We start from the raw sequence: 20,389 nt of genomic DNA, 5'->3' as shown, positions 1-20,389 counted from the left end.
AAAACGTTAAGATACGAATAAAGATTCGTATTCCGATATTATCCTTAGAAAGGAGGTGATCCAGCCGCACCTTCCGATACGGCTACCTTGTTACGACTTCACCCCAATCATCTGTCCCACCTTCGGCGGCTGGCTCCCGTAAGGGTTACCCCACCGACTTCGGGTGTTACAAACTCTCGTGGTGTGACGGGCGGTGTGTACAAGGCCCGGGAACGTATTCACCGTGGCATGCTGATCCACGATTACTAGCGATTCCGGCTTCATGTAGGCGAGTTGCAGCCTACAATCCGAACTGAGAACGGTTTTATGGGATTTGCTCACCCTCGCGGGGTTGCGACCCTCTGTACCGTCCATTGTAGCACGTGTGTAGCCCAGGTCATAAGGGGCATGATGATTTGACGTCATCCCCACCTTCCTCCGGTTTATCACCGGCAGTCACCTTAGAGTGCCCAACTAAATGCTGGCAACTAAGATCAAGGGTTGCGCTCGTTGCGGGACTTAACCCAACATCTCACGACACGAGCTGACGACAACCATGCACCACCTGTCACCGCTGTCCCCGAAGGGAAAAGCCTATCTCTAGGCCGGTCAGCGGGATGTCAAGACCTGGTAAGGTTCTTCGCGTTGCTTCGAATTAAACCACATGCTCCACCGCTTGTGCGGGCCCCCGTCAATTCCTTTGAGTTTCAGTCTTGCGACCGTACTCCCCAGGCGGAGTGCTTAATGCGTTAGCTGCAGCACTAAGGGGCGGAAACCCCCTAACACTTAGCACTCATCGTTTACGGCGTGGACTACCAGGGTATCTAATCCTGTTTGCTCCCCACGCTTTCGCGCCTCAGCGTCAGTTACAGACCAGAAAGCCGCCTTCGCCACTGGTGTTCCTCCAAATCTCTACGCATTTCACCGCTACACTTGGAATTCCGCTTTCCTCTTCTGTACTCAAGTCCCCCAGTTTCCAATGACCTTCCACGGTTGAGCCGTGGGATTTCACATCAGACTTAAAGGACCGCCTGCGCGCGCTTTACGCCCAATAATTCCGGACAACGCTTGCCACCTACGTATTACCGCGGCTGCTGGCACGTAGTTAGCCGTGGCTTTCTAATGAGGTACCGTCAAGGTACGAGCAGTTACTCTCGTACTTGTTCTTCCCTCACAACAGAGTTTTACGATCCGAAAACCTTCTTCACTCACGCGGCATTGCTCCATCAGACTTTCGTCCATTGTGGAAGATTCCCTACTGCTGCCTCCCGTAGGAGTCTGGGCCGTGTCTCAGTCCCAGTGTGGCCGATCACCCTCTCAGGTCGGCTACGCATCGTCGCCTTGGTGAGCCGTTACCTCACCAACTAGCTAATGCGCCGCGGGCCCATCCTGTAGTGACAGCGAGATGCCGTCTTTTAACATCTCCCCATGTGAGGAAATGGATTATTCGGTATTAGCCCCGGTTTCCCGGAGTTATCCCAATCTACAGGGCAGGTTGCCCACGTGTTACTCACCCGTCCGCCGCTAAATCAGAAGAAGCAAGCTTCTTCGTCATTCGCTCGACTTGCATGTATTAGGCATGCCGCCAGCGTTCGTCCTGAGCCAGGATCAAACTCTCCATAATAGTTCACTTCCAGTATGCAGAGCACATTGAAAGCGAACAAATTAGAACTAGTTTAAAAGCTCATTTTGTTTTGCTGGCATCATCATTAAATGATGTCCAAAATTGTTTTGCTCTCATCCTAACAAGTTAGTTGAAAGCTATGTTTCTTAACGTTTTGCATGTTCAGTTTTCAATGTTCATGTTGTCTGCCATAATGTATTACCTCTTGGCGACTTCTACAATATTACTCGCTTCTCATGATAAAGTCAACACTTTTTGCAAACTTTTTTAAATTAATATAGAAATCGCTACAACAGAGATGATTCCGGGTATACCTAACACTGCTGCTACAGTACCTGTAAACAAATTCACCGGTATTGCATAACCCATTGACCCCACCAATAAATGTACACCATATAATAAGAGTATGGAAAAACCTAAACGAAACAACAAGATAGATAGTCCTTCAAAAAACTTTGGAAATGAATTACGAAATAACAATAAAGATAAAAGCAATAGTGAACATATAATGATAACAAACTTCATGAGTTACACCCTCCATAAAATCATATCTATCATTATATGTAACTATTGCTCTTGTTATTCTATTTGAGGATGACATTTCGGATCCTTGCTTCTTTATATAGATAGAAGTGGATACTTTCTGCCATTTTCCTTTTAGCAACTGCATCTAAATCGTAGTCATTTAAGTATTCCTCTATTAACTGGGCTTGATGCCAATCTGACTTTGTTTCTTTCATGAGTGTAATGAATTGCTCATCGAATTCCTTTTTCATTTTCCCTTTTTTAGAAAACATCACACCAACACATCCTCCTACAACTCTCGGCGACCTTCCAGAGCTTTAGAGAGAGTTACTTCATCTGCATACTCTAAATCTCCACCTACAGGTAATCCATGAGCAATTCTAGTTGTTTTAATACCAGACGGTTTAACAAGACGTGAAATATACATCGCCGTTGCTTCTCCTTCTATAGTAGGATTGGTAGCTAGTATTAGTTCTTCGATTTCTGTATTTTGCAATCTTTTCAAAAGCGAAGGTACATTGATATCTTCTGGGCCAATTCCATCCATTGGTGAAATTGCTCCATGAAGTACATGGTATCGCCCGTTATAATCTCTCATCTTTTCCAAGGCAATTACATCTTTTGTATCTTGAACCACACAGATTAAAGATGCATCTCTTTGTTGATCCTGACAAATATGACAAGGATCAATGTCGGTTATATGCCCACATACAGAACAAAAGCTTAAATTTCGTTTCGCATCAACTAAAGCTTTTGCAAAATCTAAAACAGTATCTTCTTTCATGGTTAAGACAAAAAAAGCCAGACGGGCCGCTGTTTTCGGCCCTATTCCCGGCAATTTCATAAAACTATCAATTAGTTTTGATATCGGTTCAGGATAGTGCATCTATTATTCCTCCTAGAACATGCCAGGAAGGTTCAACCCTTTCGTGAATTGACCCATTGTGGAGTTCGCTGTTTCTTCTGCTTTTTTAATAGCATCATTTGTAGCAATAACGATTAGATCTTGAAGCATTTCAATATCATCTGGATCTACTACTGCTGGATCTAGCTCTACTTCTAGCACTTCCTTTTGTCCTGAAACTATAACTTTCACCATACCACCACCAGCTACTGCTTCAAAACGTTGAGTAGCTAATTCTTCTTGTGCCTCTTCCATTTTCTTTTGCATTTTTTGCATTTGTTTCATCATACCTTGCATATTTCCCATTCCACGCATAATAATTTTCCTCCTTAGTTATCTTGTACTTCTACAAATTCTTTTCCGAATAATTTCTCCGCCTCTACTATCAACGGATCCTCTGATACTTGTTCCATCGCCTGTAATAGTTCCATTGAGTCAGTTGGCTCAGAGGAATTTCCATCAGTTTCCGGAGTGCTTTGTTTTAAACCATTTTGCTTAATAAAGTCTTCTCGAATCTTTAACCAATTTTCTTCAGGCACATATAACACTTCATACATAGTCCCTGTTAAGTTAGCGATTAACTGGGGAAACGAAGTGGAAAACGTTTTGTTCTCCATAGCCATTTGACAATGAATATCATACTTGAATTTTAACACAAATGCATTAGAAGATGCTGCTACAGGCTCTGCATCATTTAATAAAGCAGCATGAGATTTTTGCAATTGCTGTAAAATACTTGCCCACTGAGATTTAATCACCTGGATATCTGTTTTTGTGGCGGTCTTCAAAATTTCTGATATCCGGCCACTCGATACTTTGACGCCTCCAGAGGACTTTTGTCTTTGACGCTTTGGTTGATCTTGCGTTCCAGTATTAGCTTGCAATGTCATCCCTTGGCTTAATTGCTGCTGCAGCTGTTGTAATTGTGTTTCAAGTACTCGTACCTTTGTTTCTAACTCCGAGTTACTCTCACTTGATATGGTTCCTTCTTTTGGTACGTGTGCCAATCGAATTATAGCTGTTTCTAGATATACTTTCGCATGATTAGAAAAACGCATTTCTTGTTGTGTATTTGTCAAGATAGAAATGCCTTTGTATAAGGTATCTACTTGAAACTTGGAAGCAAGCTCTAAAAACATAGAGTCTCCTGTCGCTATTTCTAGTAATTCAGTTTGCTCAGGAGCAACAAGTAGGACAAGTAAGTCTCTATAGAAAGTTATAAAATCCTCTGTTAATCGCACTGGATCTTTGCCATCTTCGATTAACTTTTCTATACAAGCTAAGGCCTTAGCTATATCTTTTTCTATCAATGCATCTGCTAATTGAAAAAAGACTTCCTGCCCGATTGAACCAGTTACCAGTAATGCATCTTCAATGGTCATTTTATCAGCACTAAAGGATACAACTTGATCGAGCATACTAAGTGCATCACGCATACCGCCGGCGGCTGATTGCGCAATGATTTTCAGTACATCTTCATCGTATTCAATTTTTGCATCCGTTAATACCTCTTCCATGCGAGAGACAATATCACTGGATGTAATTCGTTTAAAATCAAAACGCTGACACCTAGAGATAATAGTTAATGGTATTTTATGTGGTTCTGTTGTTGCTAAGATGAACACAGCATGGGCTGGTGGTTCTTCTAGTGTCTTCAGTAATGCATTGAATGCACTCGTGGAAAGCATATGCACTTCATCGATAATATACACTTTATATTTAGCATTAGAAGGTGCAAATCGTACTTTTTCGATAATATCACGCATTTCTTCTACTCGAGAGTTAGAAGCTGCGTCAAATTCAATCACATCTGTATTTGAGCCTTCTGTTATACTTTTACAAGTTTCACATGTATTACAAGGCTCTTTTGCTGGACCATTTTCACAATTCAAAGCCTTTGCAAATATTTTCGCTGCACTAGTTTTACCTGTACCTCGAGGACCAGAAAATAAATAAGCATGTGTTGTTTTGTTGTAAAGGAGGGCATTTTGAAGAGTTTGCTTAATATGAGTTTGACCGGACATTTCCGCAAACGATTGTGGCCTATAAGCACGGTAAAAAGCTTGATACGACAATCATTTCCCTCCTTCTCATTTCTAATTGTTAATGGTTTCTATTATACCATAAAGCTAACTAGACTTCGCTTATTTATGTATAGTAAATCTTTTTTCCAAATAAAAAACTCATCTGTCTATTAGACAAATGAGTTGAAGTTTAATATTAAATGCCGTGCACCTTCCTTCGATTGAAACACATAAGCGGCACCTTTGTCGTTAACTCAGTTTAGGCTACCCCGCGGCACATGAGAAAACACCACTTAATGCTGCTTCCTTCCGGACCTGACATGGTTCATGGGTACCCATTGCGCAGGACCCAAACGTCAACGTCACGTGCAAATACCAGACCCTACATGTATTCAACCTCAGAGAAGGAGTTCAGTCTCGCTAGAGCGGATTGCGAGTTACAAGACACCGCTACCTTCCCACCTAGCACGGCATTTACAAGTATACTTTTTTTATAGACAAAAATCAATGATAAAGCATAAGTAAATTTATATACATTTACTATTTTATAGTAATAACATAAAGATTTTTTTAAAAAAAGAGATAATATCTCTTTTTTCTTTTCACAATGGTCATATATAGTTTCTCACACTCATTTGACTAAAAATATGTTGACATTCATTTTCTTCTATGATAAATTAGTTGATGTACTTCGGAGGAATACCCAAGTCTGGCTGAAGGGATCGGTCTTGAAAACCGACAGGCGGGTCATACCGCGCGGGGGTTCGAATCCCTCTTCCTCCTCCATTTTATATACACACGCATAAATTTGAGATTGAATTCGTTACATAGGTAACGAATTTTTCTTAAAACATTGTGTTCAGAATATTAAGAAGGTAGCGATATCCGTTAGCTTCTTTTTTTATGCCAAAATAACTTCCTTATATAAAAATCCTCCTGTAAATAATCACAGGAGGATTTTATTTATTTACGAATAATAGCAGTTTGTTCCATGAATTGACCAACGCGTTCTAAAATTGTTTCTACGTCATTCGGGTTTGTCATAATATCATAATCATTAATATTCAAACGAAGTACTGGACAACCATTGAATGCATCAATCCATCGCTCATAGCGTCCATGCATTTCTTCCCAGTAAGAGATAGGGGTTTGCTGCTCCATTGGGCGACCTCTATCGTGAATTCGATCGATAATGTCATCCATTGATCCTTCTAAATATATTAGTAAGTTTGGATGTGGGAAATATGGAGTCATTACCATAGCTTCAAACAAGCTCGTATAGGTTTCATGATCTACAGGATCCATCGTACCTTTTTCTTTATGCATTTGTGCAAATATACCAGTATCTTCATAAATAGAACGGTCTTGTATAAAGCCACCGCCATACTCAAACATTCTTTTTTGCTCTTTAAAACGTTCAGCTAGGAAGTAGATTTGTAAATGAAAGCTCCACTTAGAAAAGTCTTCGTAAAAACGATCTAAATACGGGTTTGTATCTACTTTTTCAAAAGACGTTTTAAAATGTAATGCTTCTGCTAATGCTTTAGTCATTGTTGATTTACCCACTCCAACAGTTCCTGCAATTGTAATGACTGCATTTGAAGGGATGCCATATTTCTCTCTTAAACTCATTATTAATAACTCCTTTTATGCAATGTTGCATCTACTTTTTCTAGTATTATTTGTAGGTCCTTACCATTTTGAACAAAATCTATCTCGTTTCCACTTATTCGAAGAACTGGTACTTCAGGATGCTTTTGTTCGAAGTCATCGATAAACATTCGATAATCTGCTGAGAGCTGCTCCAAGTAGTCAGGGCTAATTTTTTTCTCGAAATCCCTTCCTCGCATATCAATTCGACTAAGAAGTACATCTATACTTGCATCTATATATATGACCATATTAGGAACAGGCATATCCTTTGTTAGGATTTGATATATTGATTCATACTTTTCATATTCTACTTCACTCAATGTACGTTTCGCGAAAATTAGATTTTTGAAAATATGATAATCAGCCACAACTGGATTTTCTTTTGATAAATATTTTTTCTCTATATCACTTAATTGTTTATAACGATTACACAGAAAAAACATCTCTGTTTGGAAACTCCACTCTGCTATATCCTCGTAAAACTTGTTTAAAAAAGGATTCTCATCTACAATTTCTTTCAGTAATGCAAATTGATATTTGGCCGAAATAGCTTTCGCCAAGGAAGTCTTCCCAACCCCTATTGGACCTTCTACTGTTATAAATGGAATGGACATAAGTTTTAACCTCACTCTAAGATTTCAAGTCGTATCATCTATTTTAGCACACGCTGAAAACGAAAAATAGAGCAAATCCACCTTTCCAAGGAAAGGCTAATTTGCTCTATTTTTTCTTCACTTGGAACATTTCATGAAGTAAGTACCAATTTTGTGGAAAGTCAAATCCACTATGCCAATATGCTATTCCTAGCAGCTGCAGTTCTATTAAAAGTTTGAATTTAGCTTGAATAGAACGTGCATCTTCAAACCAAACCTCGTGTTCGATACCATTCTGCCAATAGTGAAAGAAAGGAGCCTGTGCATTTTGATCGTACTCGATTGCGGCATTTCGATCCTTTGCTAGTTGAATAGCCTGTTGTGGACTTAATGCTCTAGCATTTGGGTTTCCTACCTTATAAGGTAATGTCCAATCATATCCATACAAATTCTGCCCCATCATAATTTTACTTGGCAGTATTTCTGTCTTTGCATATTCCAATACTCTACGAACTGGTCCAATTGGAGAGACAGCCATCGGTGGCCCACCACTATATCCCCATTCATAAGTCATAATAACAACAAAATCTGCTACTTCTCCTATTGCCTTATAGTCAAAAGCTTCATACCATCTTCCTGGTTGATCGGCACTAGTCTTAGGCGGAAGTGTTACGGATATAACATATCCTTTAGCAAATTCTTTAAATTCCTTTATAAAGTTCACGTAGTTTTCTCTATCCGTCGCTTCCATATATTCAAAATCTATATGAATATGCTTCGTTCCTCTTTTTTCAGCCTCTGCCACCGCTTGTTTAAACAAATTGGTCTTCACTGCTTCATCGGTGAAAATGGTATGAGCTAGAGTAGCATTAAACCCATAATCTTCAATATTCGCTATGACAATCACTGTTTCTACCTGTTGCTCTTTAGCAATTTCACTTAACGTCCCCCAATTCATCTCCGTCAATGAGCCGTCTCGTAGTACTTCATACGAAAAAGGCATCATATACGTTAAATTGGAGGCTACTTTCTCTACTTGCTCTAACACACGTTCCGCAGGTACTTCTGTATACCATTCAACATACAAATTTGTTTCAATGGTAGGTCTGTTTGGACTTGGAGTTGATGGTAGTACCAGCGCCTGGCCTATTACTAATACATCAGGGTCAGGAATTTCATTTATAGAGACAATACTTTCCACTGTTGTTCCGAACCGTTTGGCGATTGCATATAAACTATCTCCTTGTTTAACTATATGGATCAATGCATCACTCCTTCATCTTAGAGTATGCAAGTTCTCAAAAAAACATGCTAAACTAAGAAGAAGGAGTCGATGAAAAATGGATGAATATTATATGAATTTAGCCATAGAAGAAGCAAAGAAGGCAGCAGCCATTGGAGAAGTTCCTATAGGTGCTGTAATAGTACATAATGATCAAGTTATTGCATCGGCTTACAACTTAAGAGAAACAAGCCTAAATGCCACAACCCATGCAGAACTGCTCGCTATTCAAGAGGCCTGTGCAGCACTTAATAATTGGAGATTAGAAGAAACAACTTTATATGTTACCTTGGAGCCTTGCCCTATGTGTGCAGGAGCAATTTTACAGTCACGAATTCCTCGAGTAGTTTACGGAGCAAGAGATACCAAAGCCGGCTGTGTAGATTCTCTGTACAGACTATTAAATGACGATAGATTTAACCATTGCTGTGACGTCACAGAAGGCATTTTAGCAGAAGAATGCGGCAGTATACTCACTCAATTTTTCCGTAACCTTCGTGAACAAAAAAAGAACCAGAAACGCGGTTTATAGCGAATCTGGTTCTTTTTTTATTTAATAACAGTTTTTCCACCCATATATGGAACAAGAACTTCTGGAACTATAACTGTTCCATCCGCTTGTTGGTAATTTTCTAATATAGCCGCTACTGTTCGTCCCAGTGCTAATCCACTGCCATTTAAAGTATGCACATACTCAGGTTTTCCTCCAGCTTCACGACGAAAACGAATTCCTGCACGTCTAGCTTGGAAATCTTCAAAGTTACTACATGAAGAAATTTCTTTGTATTCACCATAGCTTGGTAACCAAACCTCTAAATCGTATTTCTTTGCAGCTGTAAAGCCTAAATCTGCTGTACACATATGAAGTTTACGATATGGCAGACCTAACAATTGTAATACTTTTTCTGCATGTCCAGTTAAAAGTTCTAACTGCTCATAAGAATCCTCTGGCTTTACAAAACGAACTAACTCGACTTTGTTAAATTGATGTTGACGTATTAACCCACGAGTATCGCGACCTGCTGATCCAGCTTCAGAACGGAAACAAGCACTATAAGCAGTAAACGCTTGTGGAAGTTCCGCCCCATCTAATATTTCGTCTCTATAAAAATTTGTTACAGGTACTTCTGCAGTTGGTATTAAGAAATAATCCTCTTCTCCAATTAGGAAAGCATCCTCTTCAAACTTTGGAAGTTGCCCAGTGCCTGTAAGACTTGCACGATTTGCTAAATAAGGAGGAAGCATTTCTTCATAGCCATGCTCTTCAGCATGTAAGTCCATCATGAAGTTTAATAATCCACGTTCAAGTCTTGCTCCTAGACCACGATAAAATGCAAAACGACTTCCTGTTACTTTTGCCGCTCGTTCAAAATCTACTAATTTTAAATCTGTCGCAATATCCCAATGTGCCTTCGTTTCAAAATCAAATGAAGGAACTTCTCCCCATTTAAGTATTTCTACGTTATCATCTTCAGAATCACCAATCGGTACACTATCATGCGGAATATTCGGGATTCGCATCATCATATGTTCAAATTTTTCTTCTACATCCCGTAGCTCATCGTCTAATGATTTTATTGCGTCGCCTACTTCACGCATACGTGCGATAAGTTCATCTGCATTTTCTTTGTTTCGTTTCATCAGAGATATTTTTTGAGAAAACTCGTTTCTTTCAGCCTTTAACACTTCTGTTTTCGCAATCAATTCACGACGCTTTTGATCTAAAGGTTGGAATTGATCAAATTCTGAAATATCTTCCCCACGCTTAGCAAGTTTTGCTTTAACTGTTTCATAATTATCACGTACAAATTTTACATCCAACATATAATATTCCTCCTTAAAATTTTGAAAACACAAAAAAGCCCCCATCCCATGAAAAAGGGACGAGAGCATACCCGCGTTGCCACCCTGATTGATCCTGTCATAGACAGAATCCACTTACTTGTACTGTAACGGCTTTTCAACCGGCACGACCTACTAATCATTCAGCCGCACAACTCAAAGGACGGATTCACAAGTGTTAATATCAGCTTTCACCAACCGCTGACTCTCTAAAAAAAAACGAGCTTGTTACTGCTTCCTATCATCGTTTTTGATTCATGAAATTACTCATACTTTACTATACGTGAACTTCTTTTGCAAGACTTTCCTATATCTTCTCTACAATATAACATTGCCTTCCTACATGACGAGAGTTTGTGAAAGGATTTCTAATTGTTTATGCAAGTGCTCCATTATTTTTATTAAATTTAGTATAATAAAATATGACCATACTATAAGTATCTAAATAAATCAAAAGAAGTGGTCAGATGGGAGAAATAATGGATTTCCTAATGTTTCAGTTAATACATAATTCAAAAATCCCACTATATGAACAATTATACCAATCCATAAAGAAAGCCATAATAAACGGAACAATTGAAGAAGGTAGTAAGCTTCCCTCTAAAAGAAAGCTTGCCGAATATTTAGCAGTCAGTCAGACAACGATTGAGTTTGCCTATAGCCAGTTAGTTGCTGAAGGGTTTATAGTATCTGAACCTCGACGTGGATACTTTGTTCAAAATTTAGAAGAATTAGCGATCATTGAACAAGGTATTGCTTCTATCGTGCCGGAATCGACTGATACATCTTCCTTTTCGGTCGATCTTTCTACAGGTAAAATTGATACAGACTCTTTTCCTTTTAAGACTTGGAGAAGATATGCGAAGGACATTGTAAATGAAGAAAATGGGGAGTTACTACAGTTAGGTCATCCCCAAGGAGATTATTTATTAAGACAGCAAATTTCTTCTTACTTATTCCAATCTAGGGGAGTAAAGAGTACACCTGAACAAATTATTCTAGGCTCAGGTACTGAACAAATTATGCCGCTTATTATTCATTTGCTTGGTGAAAAGGCAGTGTATGGATTTGAAAACCCTGGATATCCACTTACACATCACTTATTTTTTAATGATAGTAGGATGTCTGTACCTATAGCAGTAGATAATGATGGGGTCATAGTTTCTAAACTTGAGCAATCTTTTGCAAATGTGATGTATGTGACTCCCTCTCACCAGTTTCCGACAGGAGCAGTATTATCTGCAACCCGACGCAACCAGTTACTAGCGTGGGCATATCAGCAGGATAATAGATACATTATTGAAGATGATTACGATAGCGAGTTTAGATACACGGGTAAGCCTATTCCCTCCCTACAAGGTATAGATCAAAATGAACGGGTCATCTATTTGAGTACATTTTCTAAGTCACTAATGCCTTCTTTGCGAATAGCCTATGCAGTTCTACCAAAGTCTCTAATCTTACAATATAAACAAAAATTTTCTTATTATGCAGCTACAGTTCCTCGAATGGATCAGCATATACTAGCAAACTTTATGGAAGATGGTTACTTTGCAAAACATTTAAATAGAATGAGAAAGATTTATAAACGTAAGTTAGAAATTATTACAAAAACTATTTTACAATACCATCCCACGGTTAGTATTTCGGGAGAACAAGCGGGTATGCATATTTTACTTACCATTCGTACAACTAAAACAGAGACAGAACTAGTAAAACTTGCTGAGCAAGCGGACATTCGGATTTATGGTCTTCAGGATTACATTTCATCGAAATTAGATGAGCAAACTTTTCCAAAGCTTGTACTAGGTTTTGGTGGTCTAAAAATGGAACAAGTTGCTTCTTCTATTCATCAACTGATGAAAGCACTAGAAATTAAAAAGCACCGTAACTCTTGATGAGCTACGGTGCTTCTGCTATTTAAAATAATCCACCTATAAAGTCTGTTGTGCTGTTCCATAAATTACCAAAAAATTTACCGATTCCTTGGAACATTAAGCTTATCCAACTAGAACGTTCTACAGCTTCAGTAGTTACTACATCTGTTTCTGCCGCTTGATCAGTTATATAGCCATAGTCAGTTCCTTCAGATTTCTCTAAGTGAACTTTACCTACAACTGTGTCTTTTTTAATAGCTGCTTCAAGCGTCTCTTTAGTTGGTGTAAATACAGGCTTGTACAATTCTTTTTCATTTGTCTTAATAATCATAGAAATGGGTTCCTTCACAGCAATTGCAACTGTGTCCTCTTTCCCTTTTTCTACTTTTAATGTGGCTTGTTTTGGAATTTTAAATCCTGCTGGAACAATCTCTTCTTTAGAAAACTGGGAGAACCCATAATCTAATAGAGCTCTTGTTGCATCAAAACGTGCTTTGTACGAACCTTTTCCATCTGCACCCACTGCTTTCATTACGACAGAAATAACACGCATTCCGTTCTTTTGAGCAGTTGCAGTAAAGGAATGACCTGCAAATTCTGTTGTTCCGGTTTTCAATCCATCTACGCCTTCGTATTCATATACTAAACCTGGTAACATCCAGTTCCAGTTACTCATCTCTATTGCATCAGAAGTTCCTTCACGGAATATTTTCTTAGGAATCTTTGTAGTTTCTAAAACTTCAGGGAAATCTTTCATCAAATAATATGCAAGAATTGCCACTGATTTGGCAGGCATTACGTTTTCATCAGAAGCATTAGTACTCGCTGGGTGCATACCTTGTAAATCTTCATTATTTAGACCTGAAGAATTGACGAATTTATATCCTTCTAGTCCCATCTCTGCTGCTTTTTCATTCATTAGCTTTATAAAATTATCTTCAGTACCTGCAATTGTTTCAGCAATTGCTATAGTAGCAGCATTTGCAGAATATATGGCCATTGCTTCATAAAGCTCTTGAATAGAATAGCTGCCATCTTCACGTAATGGTACATTACTTAAACGACGATCCTGAGAGATTTTGTATGTATATTCAGTAACATTATATTGTTGATCCCATGTTACTTTACCTTCTGCTATTGCTTCAAATAACAAATACTCCGTCATCATTTTCGTCATACTTGCTATTCCAAGCGCTGTCTCAGAATTCTTTTCATATAAAATTTTTCCTGTCTCTGCATCGATTAAAATTGCTGCATCTACATTTAAATTCAAGCTTTCCTCTGCTTTTGTAGCAGCAGGCATACTACATACTACTGACACAAGAAACATCGGAAGTACAAGCCACTTTATCATTGATGTCATCCATACCTTCTTCACTATCGTACCTCCACCTTTTGGTTTTATCATTGCTCATTTTATCATACTTTAGCAAGGTAGGACACTTGTATACAAAAAAGCACCCATTCGTCCTAGTTTAAGACGAGAAATGGGTGCAAAAGTTTCTATCCAGTGCAATTACTTACGATATAGAGTAGTTTGGAGCTTCTTTCGTAATTTGAACATCATGAGGGTGACTTTCACGTAATCCAGCACCAGTCATGCGGATGAATTGTGCATTCTCTCTTAGCGCTTCAAGTGTACCTGTTCCACAATACCCCATTCCTGCACGAACACCACCTAGTAATTGGTGCACAGTATCAGAAAGTGGTCCTTTATAAGGAAGACGGCCTTCAATGCCTTCTGGAACTAATTTTTTTGCATCTTCTTGGAAGTAACGGTCTTTTGAGCCTTTTTCCATAGCTGCAATTGATCCCATTCCGCGATAAGTTTTAAAACGTCTACCTTGGAAAATTTCTGTTTCTCCAGGACTCTCTGTCGTACCAGCAAGTAAACTTCCTAACATAACAACATGTCCACCAGCAGCTAAGGCTTTTACAATATCACCTGAATACTTAATACCACCATCAGCAATTATTGTTTTACCTGCTTTGCGAGCCTCTGTAGCACAATCGTATATAGCAGTAATTTGAGGAACCCCAACACCTGCTACAACACGAGTAGTACAAATAGAACCAGGGCCGATACCAACTTTGACAACATCAGCTCCTGCTTCAAATAAAGCCTTAGTTGCTTCACCAGTAGCAACGTTACCAGCTACGATATCTAAATCTGGATAAGTGTTCCGAATTTGTTTTACCGTATCCATAACCCCTTGAGAATGACCATGTGCTGTATCAATAACAATCACATCTACTTGTGCTTCTACAAGTTTTTGCACTCTAAGCATCGTATCTTTTGTAACACCTACTGCAGCGCCAACTAACAAGCGTCCATGATGATCCTTTGCAGCATTAGGAAATTCAATCACTTTTTCAATATCTTTAATAGTGATTAATCCTTTTAGTTTTCCATTTTCATCAACGATAGGTAACTTTTCAATTTTATATTGTTGAAGAATTTTCTCTGCATCCTCAAGAGTGGTTCCAACAGAAGCTGTAACTAGTTGTTCCTTTGTCATTACATCATCAATTTTTAAAGAGTAATCTTGAATAAAACGTAAATCACGGTTTGTGATAATGCCGACTAATTGTAAATCTTCTTCATTATTTACAATAGGGACACCGGAAATTCTATATTTCCCCATCAAATGCTCTGCATCATATACTTGATGAGTTGGAGTTAAAAAGAAAGGATCTGTAATAACTCCATTTTCTGAACGTTTAACTGTTAGTACTTGTTCAGATTGTTCTTCAATACTCATATTTTTATGAATAATTCCAAGTCCGCCCTGACGTGCCATTGCTATTGCCATTTTAGCTTCTGTTACTGTATCCATTCCTGCACTAATCATTGGTATATTTAATTTAATTTTATCCGTTAATTGCACAGATAAATTTATATCTTTTGGTAAAACTTCTGATTGAGCTGGAACTAATAAAACATCATCAAATGTTAATCCTTCTTTTTGAAATTTAGACTCCCACATTTTTCAAAATTCCTCCTCGTTAAATGAATATTATTACAAGGTTATCAGCGCTTCTTGTAAGTGTCAAGAATCCACAAATAATATGTTTATTCGGATTTTTCTTTCTACATTATTTAAATCAACTACTAATGCTTAAGTTTCTTAATATGTATATATAAAATAGAAATATAATTAATGTTTGAGCAATTTTATAAGATTACTTATTTTAACCAGATCAAATGGGGTGCTTTATAGATGTTAGATTTAGTGGAGTTTTCATTTTATCGATAGGTATATACTTTAAGAGATTATTCTATCTGCTGAGGATCAAGATTTTTTGGTTCAACGTCAAATGTTGGGGTGGTGACATTTCCACTCCTCTCTTTAACCGAGATGAACTCCGATTTCTTTATACTTTATATTTAATAAAATCTTTGCGCGAAAGTGATCGAAGCGACGAAAACCATATGCGTTACGCTTCATCACTTTCGTTTTATTATTAATGCCCTCCAGAAAGCCATTCGAATAACCAAAACTAAAGCTATTTAAGATCTCAGTTTGCCAGTTTTTAAAGGTTCGAATAGCTTTTATAAAGGCTGGAATTTTACTGTCCTCTACCTTACGGTAAAAAGCTTCTAATTGTTTTTTTACTTCTACTAAATCCTTCGTTTCTTTTGCCCAATCAAACCATTTGCAGTATGCCTCTTTGAGTTCATGTGCCTGTTTCAATGTTTCAGACATGTTCGTATAACGAGCTAAATACCAAGCGTTGGTTTTTGTTAATTTCTCTTGTCTCTTGTACAAGACATGGCGCATTCTCTTACATTTCTTGCGGTCGTATTCATGCCACTCTTTTTGAACTTGACGACGAACTTCATCTAACGCCCAATAAATATATCGACAGTAGTGGAAGCGATCGGCCACAATCACTGGCTGGCCTAGGGCCTTTCTCACGGCTGCTTTAAAGCTCGGATTCATATCCATCACTACGATTTCTACATTGGCACCATGCTTCGAAAGATAGTCTTTTACCGTTTCTTTGCGGCGGTTAGGCAATATATCAATCGGTTCATGTGTTTCGGCATTGGCAATAATCAGCTGATATGTGCCTGCATCTGTATCTCCTTTATACTCATCAATCGCAATAGCTTTAGGTAAGCTAACTCCACTGATAAGCTCTGTTTTCGCAGCCTCTTTAAAACGACGCATCACCGTTGAACTCGAAGAACCAAGTACTTCGCCGGCTTCTTTGAAAGTTTTAGCCTTAATGGAACGTATACGTACGACTTGATTCCATTCTTTTGAGAAACGCTGATATTTATCCACGAAAGGGGATTTCTCCGAGAAGCGCTTCCCACATTTACATGCATAACGACGACGTTTATAAAAAAGTATTGTTAATCGCTCAAACCATTTTAAATGCTTAATCTTTTGAACCCGATAATCATGGACTTTGGACGTAAATTGATGACAGTTTGGACAGCTATGCGCTTTCTTTGGCAGTGAAACGTGAAGAGCAATTCTCTCACCTGTTTCCTCCACCTTTTGGATAGTTACATCTTTTAATCCTGGCATATTCATGGTAAAATTCATTTGCACGTAGCTCCTTTTCATACTTGTTTCTCGACAATTCAAGTATAAAAGAATCGGAAGTTACGTGCATTTTTTTATGCACAATTGTAGAAAAACCCCAACAAATATTATAGAACCGATTTTTTAGTATTGAATAGAATAAAAAGAAGTCGTTACCGATATAACTCGGTAACGACTTCTTTTTGGTGCCCAGCGACGTCCTACTCTCACAGGGGGAGACCCCCAACTACCATCGGCGCTGAAGAGCTTAACTTCCGTGTTCGGTATGGGAACGGGTGTGACCTCTTCGCCATCATCACTAGACTCTTTCGGCTTCCAATACACATCGTACTTCTTCGTCAACTTCATTCGTTCGGTCAGTCACATACGGTAGTATGTTCCTTTCCTCTCTCAATTGTTTCCTCGAATTACTCGTGTCTTGAAACCCTCATGTAAAATAGAGTGCTTGTTCACTCAAAACTGGATAAACGACATTGTTACGTTAAACAAAATTTGGTTAAGTCCTCGATCGATTAGTATTCGTCAGCTGCACGTGTCGCCACGCTTCCACCCCGAACCTATCTACCTCATCGTCTTTGAGGGATCTTACTTACTTGCGTAATGGGAAATCTCATCTTGAGGGGGGCTTCGTGCTTAGATGCTTTCAGCACTTATCCCGTCCACACATAGCTACCCAGCGATGCTCTTGGCAGAACAACTGGTACACCAGCGGTGTGTCCATCCCGGTCCTCTCGTACTAAGGACAGCTCCTCTCAAATTTCCTACGCCCACGACGGATAGGGACCGAACTGTCTCACGACGTTCTGAACCCAGCTCGCGTACCGCTTTAATGGGCGAACAGCCCAACCCTTGGGACCGACTACAGCCCCAGGATGCGATGAGCCGACATCGAGGTGCCAAACCTCCCCGTCGATGTGGACTCTTGGGGGAGATAAGCCTGTTATCCCCGGGGTAGCTTTTATCCGTTGAGCGATGGCCCTTCCATGCGGAACCACCGGATCACTAAGCCCGTCTTTCGACCCTGCTCGACTTGTAGGTCTCGCAGTCAAGCTCCCTTCTGCCTTTACACTCTTCGAATGATTTCCAACCATTCTGAGGGAACCTTTGGGCGCCTCCGTTACACTTTAGGAGGCGACCGCCCCAGTCAAACTACCCGCCTGACACTGTCTCCTACCCGGGTTACGGGTATGGGTTAGAATTTCAATACAACCAGGGCAGTATCCCACCGACGCCTCCTCCGAAGCTGGCGCTCCGGGCTCTAAGGCTCCTGCCTATCCTGTACAAGTTGCACCAAAATTCAATATCAAGCTATAGTAAAGCTCCACGGGGTCTTTCCGTCCTGTCGCGGGTAACCTGCATCTTCACAGGTACTATAATTTCACCGAGTCTCTCGTTGAGACAGTGCCCAGATCGTTACGCCTTTCGTGCGGGTCGGAACTTACCCGACAAGGAATTTCGCTACCTTAGGACCGTTATAGTTACGGCCGCCGTTTACTGGGGCTTCAATTCGCACCTTCGCTTGCGCTAAGCACTCCTCTTAACCTTCCAGCACCGGGCAGGCGTCAGCCCATATACTTCACCTTACGGTTTTGCATAGACCTGTGTTTTTGCTAAACAGTCGCCTGGGCCTATTCACTGCGGCTCTTCTAGGCTATGAACCCAAAAGAGCACCCCTTCTCCCGAAGTTACGGGGTCATTTTGCCGAGTTCCTTAACGAGAGTTCTCTCGCTCACCTTAGGATTCTCTCCTCGACTACCTGTGTCGGTTTGCGGTACGGGCACCTTTCACCTCGCTAGAGGCTTTTCTTGGCAGTGTGAAATCAGGAACTCTAGACATACGTCCTCGCCATCACAGCTCAATGTTAAAGAATGCGGATTTGCCTACATTCACACCTTACTGCTTGGACATGCATAACCAACAGCATGCTTACCCTATCCTTCTGCGTCCCCCCATTACTCAAACGGTGGTTTGGTGGTACAGGAATATCAACCTGTTATCCATCGCCTACGCCTATCGGCCTCGGCTTAGGTCCCGACTAACCCTGAGCGGACGAGCCTTCCTCAGGAAACCTTAGTCATACGGTGGACGGGATTCTCACCCGTCTTTCGCTACTCATACCGGCATTCTCACTTCTAAGCGCTCCACCAGTCCTTCCGGTCTGACTTCAACGCCCTTAGAACGCTCTCCTACCACTGATACCAAAGGTATCAATCCACAGCTTCGGTGATTTGTTTAGCCCCGATACATTTTCGGCGCAGCGTCACTCGACCAGTGAGCTATTACGCACTCTTTAAATGATGGCTGCTTCTAAGCCAACATCCTGGTTGTCTAAGCAACGCCACATCCTTTTCCACTTAACAAATACTTTGGGACCTTAGCTGGTGGTCTGGGCTGTTTCCCTCTTGACTACGGATCTTATCACTCGCAGTCTGACTCCCAAACATAAATCATTGGCATTCGGAGTTTGTCTGAATTCGGTAACCCGGGATGGGCCCCTAGTCCAAACAGTGCTCTACCTCCAAGATTCTAACGTTTGAGGCTAGCCCTAAAGCTATTTCGGAGAGAACCAGCTATCTCCAGGTTCGATTGGAATTTCTCCGCTACCCACACCTCATCCCCGCACTTTTCAACGTGCGTGGGTTCGGACCTCCAGTAAGTGTTACCTTACCTTCATCCTGGACATGGGTAGATCACCTGGTTTCGGGTCTACGACCACATACTCATTCGCCCTATTCAGACTCGCTTTCGCTGCGGCTCCGTCTTCTCGACTTAACCTTGCATGGGATCGTAACTCGCCGGTTCATTCTACAAAAGGCACGCTATCACCCATTAACGGGCTCTAACTACTTGTAGGCACACGGTTTCAGGATCTATTTCACTCCCCTTCCGGGGTGCTTTTCACCTTTCCCTCACGGTACTGGTTCACTATCGGTCACTAGGTAGTATTTAGCCTTGGGAGATGGTCCTCCCAGATTCCGACGGAATTTCACGTGTTCCGCCGTACTCAGGATACACTCAAGAGAGAATGAATTTTAGACTACGGGGCTTTTACCCTATCCTGCGGACCTTTCCAGATCGCTTCGTCTAACTCATTCCTTTGTAACTCTATGTAGAGTGTCCTACAACCCCAAAAGGCAAGCCTTTTGGTTTGGGCTATTCCCGTTTCGCTCGCCGCTACTCAGGGAATCGAATTTTCTTTCTCTTCCTCCAGGTACTTAGATGTTTCAGTTCCCTGGGTGTGTCTCAGATGCGCTATGTATTCACGCAAATGTACTGCTCCATTACGAACAGTGGGTTTCCCCATTCGGAAATCTCCGGATCAAAGCTCACTTACAGCTCCCCGAAGCATATCGGTGTTAGTGCCGTCCTTCGTCGACTCCTAGTGCCAAGGCATTCACCGTGCGCCCTTATTAACTTAACCTAAAAGTTAAAAAGTCTTACACGTCGTGATTACGTAAATAATCACAACAGAATTTCTTGTTGTTTATTGTTTCAATGTCGTTTTATCCAGTTTTCAAAGAACAAGA

Annotated in this window: 14 protein-coding genes, 1 tRNA gene, 3 rRNA genes, 1 other RNA gene and 1 other annotated feature; of the genes, 3 read left to right on the top strand and 16 right to left on the bottom strand. The window is 40.3% G+C overall.

From position 1 onward, the window contains the following. Positions 1 to 48 precede the first annotated feature (48 nt). From MKX53_RS00135 to ffs, 7 genes are all read right to left on the bottom strand, one after another. Positions 49 to 1,603: ribosomal RNA gene (locus tag MKX53_RS00135) — 16S ribosomal RNA — on the bottom strand. 267 nt (positions 1,604 to 1,870) lie between these two features. Next, positions 1,871 to 2,128, bottom strand: coding sequence for a pro-sigmaK processing inhibitor BofA family protein (locus tag MKX53_RS00130; protein ID WP_340908230.1), 258 nt, complete (start codon positions 2,126 to 2,128; stop codon positions 1,871 to 1,873). A 59-nt stretch (positions 2,129 to 2,187) separates the two neighbouring features. Next, positions 2,188 to 2,403 carry a YaaL family protein gene (locus MKX53_RS00125; protein WP_340908228.1) on the bottom strand — a complete coding sequence of 72 codons (216 nt, stop codon included), beginning with the start codon at positions 2,401 to 2,403 and terminating at the stop codon, positions 2,188 to 2,190. 14 nt (positions 2,404 to 2,417) lie between these two features. Further along, positions 2,418 to 3,014: a recombination mediator RecR gene (gene recR, locus MKX53_RS00120; RefSeq protein WP_093538739.1), complete on the bottom strand. Its 597-nt coding sequence runs from the start codon at positions 3,012 to 3,014 to the stop codon at positions 2,418 to 2,420. A gap of 12 nt (positions 3,015 to 3,026) precedes the next feature. Beyond that, positions 3,027 to 3,347, bottom strand: coding sequence for a YbaB/EbfC family nucleoid-associated protein (locus MKX53_RS00115; RefSeq protein WP_093538738.1), 321 nt, complete (start codon positions 3,345 to 3,347; stop codon positions 3,027 to 3,029). A 14-nt stretch (positions 3,348 to 3,361) separates the two neighbouring features. Then, on the bottom strand, positions 3,362 to 5,107 hold the full coding sequence (dnaX, locus tag MKX53_RS00110; RefSeq protein WP_340908227.1) for a DNA polymerase III subunit gamma/tau: 1,746 nt from the start codon (positions 5,105 to 5,107) through the stop codon (positions 3,362 to 3,364). A gap of 152 nt (positions 5,108 to 5,259) precedes the next feature. Then, positions 5,260 to 5,527, bottom strand: an RNA gene (ffs, locus tag MKX53_RS00105) — signal recognition particle sRNA large type. A 222-nt stretch (positions 5,528 to 5,749) separates the two neighbouring features. Here ffs and MKX53_RS00100 point away from each other — a divergent pair. Next, positions 5,750 to 5,842, top strand: a tRNA-Ser gene (locus MKX53_RS00100). 177 nt (positions 5,843 to 6,019) lie between these two features. Here MKX53_RS00100 and MKX53_RS00095 read toward each other — a convergent pair. From MKX53_RS00095 to MKX53_RS00085, 3 genes are all read right to left on the bottom strand, one after another. Continuing rightward, a complete protein-coding gene (locus tag MKX53_RS00095) occupies positions 6,020 to 6,688 on the bottom strand; it encodes a deoxynucleoside kinase (protein ID WP_093538736.1) in 669 nt (222 codons plus the stop codon). Between the two features lie 2 nt (positions 6,689 to 6,690). After that, positions 6,691 to 7,323 (bottom strand): deoxynucleoside kinase, encoded by a 633-nt coding sequence (locus MKX53_RS00090; protein ID WP_093538735.1) that lies wholly within the window; start codon positions 7,321 to 7,323, stop codon positions 6,691 to 6,693. A 106-nt stretch (positions 7,324 to 7,429) separates the two neighbouring features. Beyond that, a complete protein-coding gene (locus MKX53_RS00085; RefSeq protein WP_340908226.1) occupies positions 7,430 to 8,566 on the bottom strand; it encodes a glycosyl hydrolase family 18 protein in 1,137 nt (378 codons plus the stop codon). Between the two features lie 76 nt (positions 8,567 to 8,642). Here MKX53_RS00085 and tadA point away from each other — a divergent pair, with 76 nt between their 5' ends. After that, on the top strand, positions 8,643 to 9,116 hold the full coding sequence (tadA, locus tag MKX53_RS00080; RefSeq protein ID WP_093538733.1) for a tRNA adenosine(34) deaminase TadA: 474 nt from the start codon (positions 8,643 to 8,645) through the stop codon (positions 9,114 to 9,116). Positions 9,117 to 9,133: 17 nt separating this feature from the next. Here the strand turns inward: tadA and serS are convergent, their stop codons facing one another. Continuing rightward, positions 9,134 to 10,408 (bottom strand): serine--tRNA ligase, encoded by a 1,275-nt coding sequence (gene serS / locus MKX53_RS00075; RefSeq protein ID WP_340761063.1) that lies wholly within the window; start codon positions 10,406 to 10,408, stop codon positions 9,134 to 9,136. 52 nt (positions 10,409 to 10,460) lie between these two features. Then, positions 10,461 to 10,680, bottom strand: a binding site (T-box leader). Positions 10,681 to 10,905: 225 nt separating this feature from the next. Between serS and pdxR the strand changes: the two genes are divergently transcribed. After that, on the top strand, positions 10,906 to 12,324 hold the full coding sequence (gene pdxR / locus MKX53_RS00070; RefSeq protein ID WP_422194114.1) for a MocR-like pyridoxine biosynthesis transcription factor PdxR: 1,419 nt from the start codon (positions 10,906 to 10,908) through the stop codon (positions 12,322 to 12,324). A 22-nt stretch (positions 12,325 to 12,346) separates the two neighbouring features. Here the strand turns inward: pdxR and MKX53_RS00065 are convergent, their stop codons facing one another. The 5 genes from MKX53_RS00065 to MKX53_RS00045 all read right to left on the bottom strand — a co-directional run bounded on the left by MKX53_RS00065 (position 12,347) and on the right by MKX53_RS00045 (position 20,283). Continuing rightward, complete coding sequence (locus tag MKX53_RS00065) at positions 12,347 to 13,681, bottom strand: serine hydrolase (protein WP_419957682.1); 1,335 nt, start codon at positions 13,679 to 13,681, stop codon at positions 12,347 to 12,349. Positions 13,682 to 13,823: 142 nt separating this feature from the next. Next, the gene (gene guaB / locus MKX53_RS00060; RefSeq protein WP_340908224.1) at positions 13,824 to 15,290 is read right to left on the bottom strand and encodes an IMP dehydrogenase; all 1,467 of its coding nucleotides are present in this window, start codon (positions 15,288 to 15,290) and stop codon (positions 13,824 to 13,826) included. Positions 15,291 to 15,653: 363 nt separating this feature from the next. After that, positions 15,654 to 16,862: an ISL3 family transposase gene (locus MKX53_RS00055; protein ID WP_340908222.1), complete on the bottom strand. Its 1,209-nt coding sequence runs from the start codon at positions 16,860 to 16,862 to the stop codon at positions 15,654 to 15,656. A 187-nt stretch (positions 16,863 to 17,049) separates the two neighbouring features. Continuing rightward, a 5S ribosomal RNA gene (rrf, locus tag MKX53_RS00050) occupies positions 17,050 to 17,165 on the bottom strand. 189 nt (positions 17,166 to 17,354) lie between these two features. Further along, positions 17,355 to 20,283: ribosomal RNA gene (locus MKX53_RS00045) — 23S ribosomal RNA — on the bottom strand. Positions 20,284 to 20,389: the final 106 nt, after the last annotated feature.

The organism is Psychrobacillus sp. FSL K6-4615, from assembly GCF_038008225.1.
GTDB classification, from domain to species: Bacteria; Bacillota; Bacilli; order Bacillales_A; family Planococcaceae; genus Psychrobacillus; species Psychrobacillus psychrotolerans.
The sequence above is the reverse complement of the archived record's forward strand: the minus strand, read 5'-3'. Positions and strand labels throughout refer to the sequence as shown.

What these genes read in the sequence shown, in the direction of transcription:
- MKX53_RS00130 (WP_340908230.1), bottom strand. Translation starts at nt 2,128, where the DNA reads ATGAAGTTTGTTATCATTATATGTTCACTATTGCTTTTATCTTTATTG.
- recR (WP_093538739.1), bottom strand. Translation starts at nt 3,014, where the DNA reads ATGCACTATCCTGAACCGATATCAAAACTAATTGATAGTTTTATGAAA.
- MKX53_RS00115 (WP_093538738.1), bottom strand. Translation starts at nt 3,347, where the DNA reads ATGCGTGGAATGGGAAATATGCAAGGTATGATGAAACAAATGCAAAAA.
- MKX53_RS00095 (WP_093538736.1), bottom strand. Translation starts at nt 6,688, where the DNA reads ATGAGTTTAAGAGAGAAATATGGCATCCCTTCAAATGCAGTCATTACA.
- MKX53_RS00090 (WP_093538735.1), bottom strand. Translation starts at nt 7,323, where the DNA reads ATGTCCATTCCATTTATAACAGTAGAAGGTCCAATAGGGGTTGGGAAG.
- tadA (WP_093538733.1), top strand. Translation starts at nt 8,643, where the DNA reads ATGGATGAATATTATATGAATTTAGCCATAGAAGAAGCAAAGAAGGCA.
- serS (WP_340761063.1), bottom strand. Translation starts at nt 10,408, where the DNA reads ATGTTGGATGTAAAATTTGTACGTGATAATTATGAAACAGTTAAAGCA.
- pdxR (WP_422194114.1), top strand. Translation starts at nt 10,906, where the DNA reads ATGGATTTCCTAATGTTTCAGTTAATACATAATTCAAAAATCCCACTA.
- guaB (WP_340908224.1), bottom strand. Translation starts at nt 15,290, where the DNA reads ATGTGGGAGTCTAAATTTCAAAAAGAAGGATTAACATTTGATGATGTT.
- MKX53_RS00055 (WP_340908222.1), bottom strand. Translation starts at nt 16,862, where the DNA reads ATGAATTTTACCATGAATATGCCAGGATTAAAAGATGTAACTATCCAA.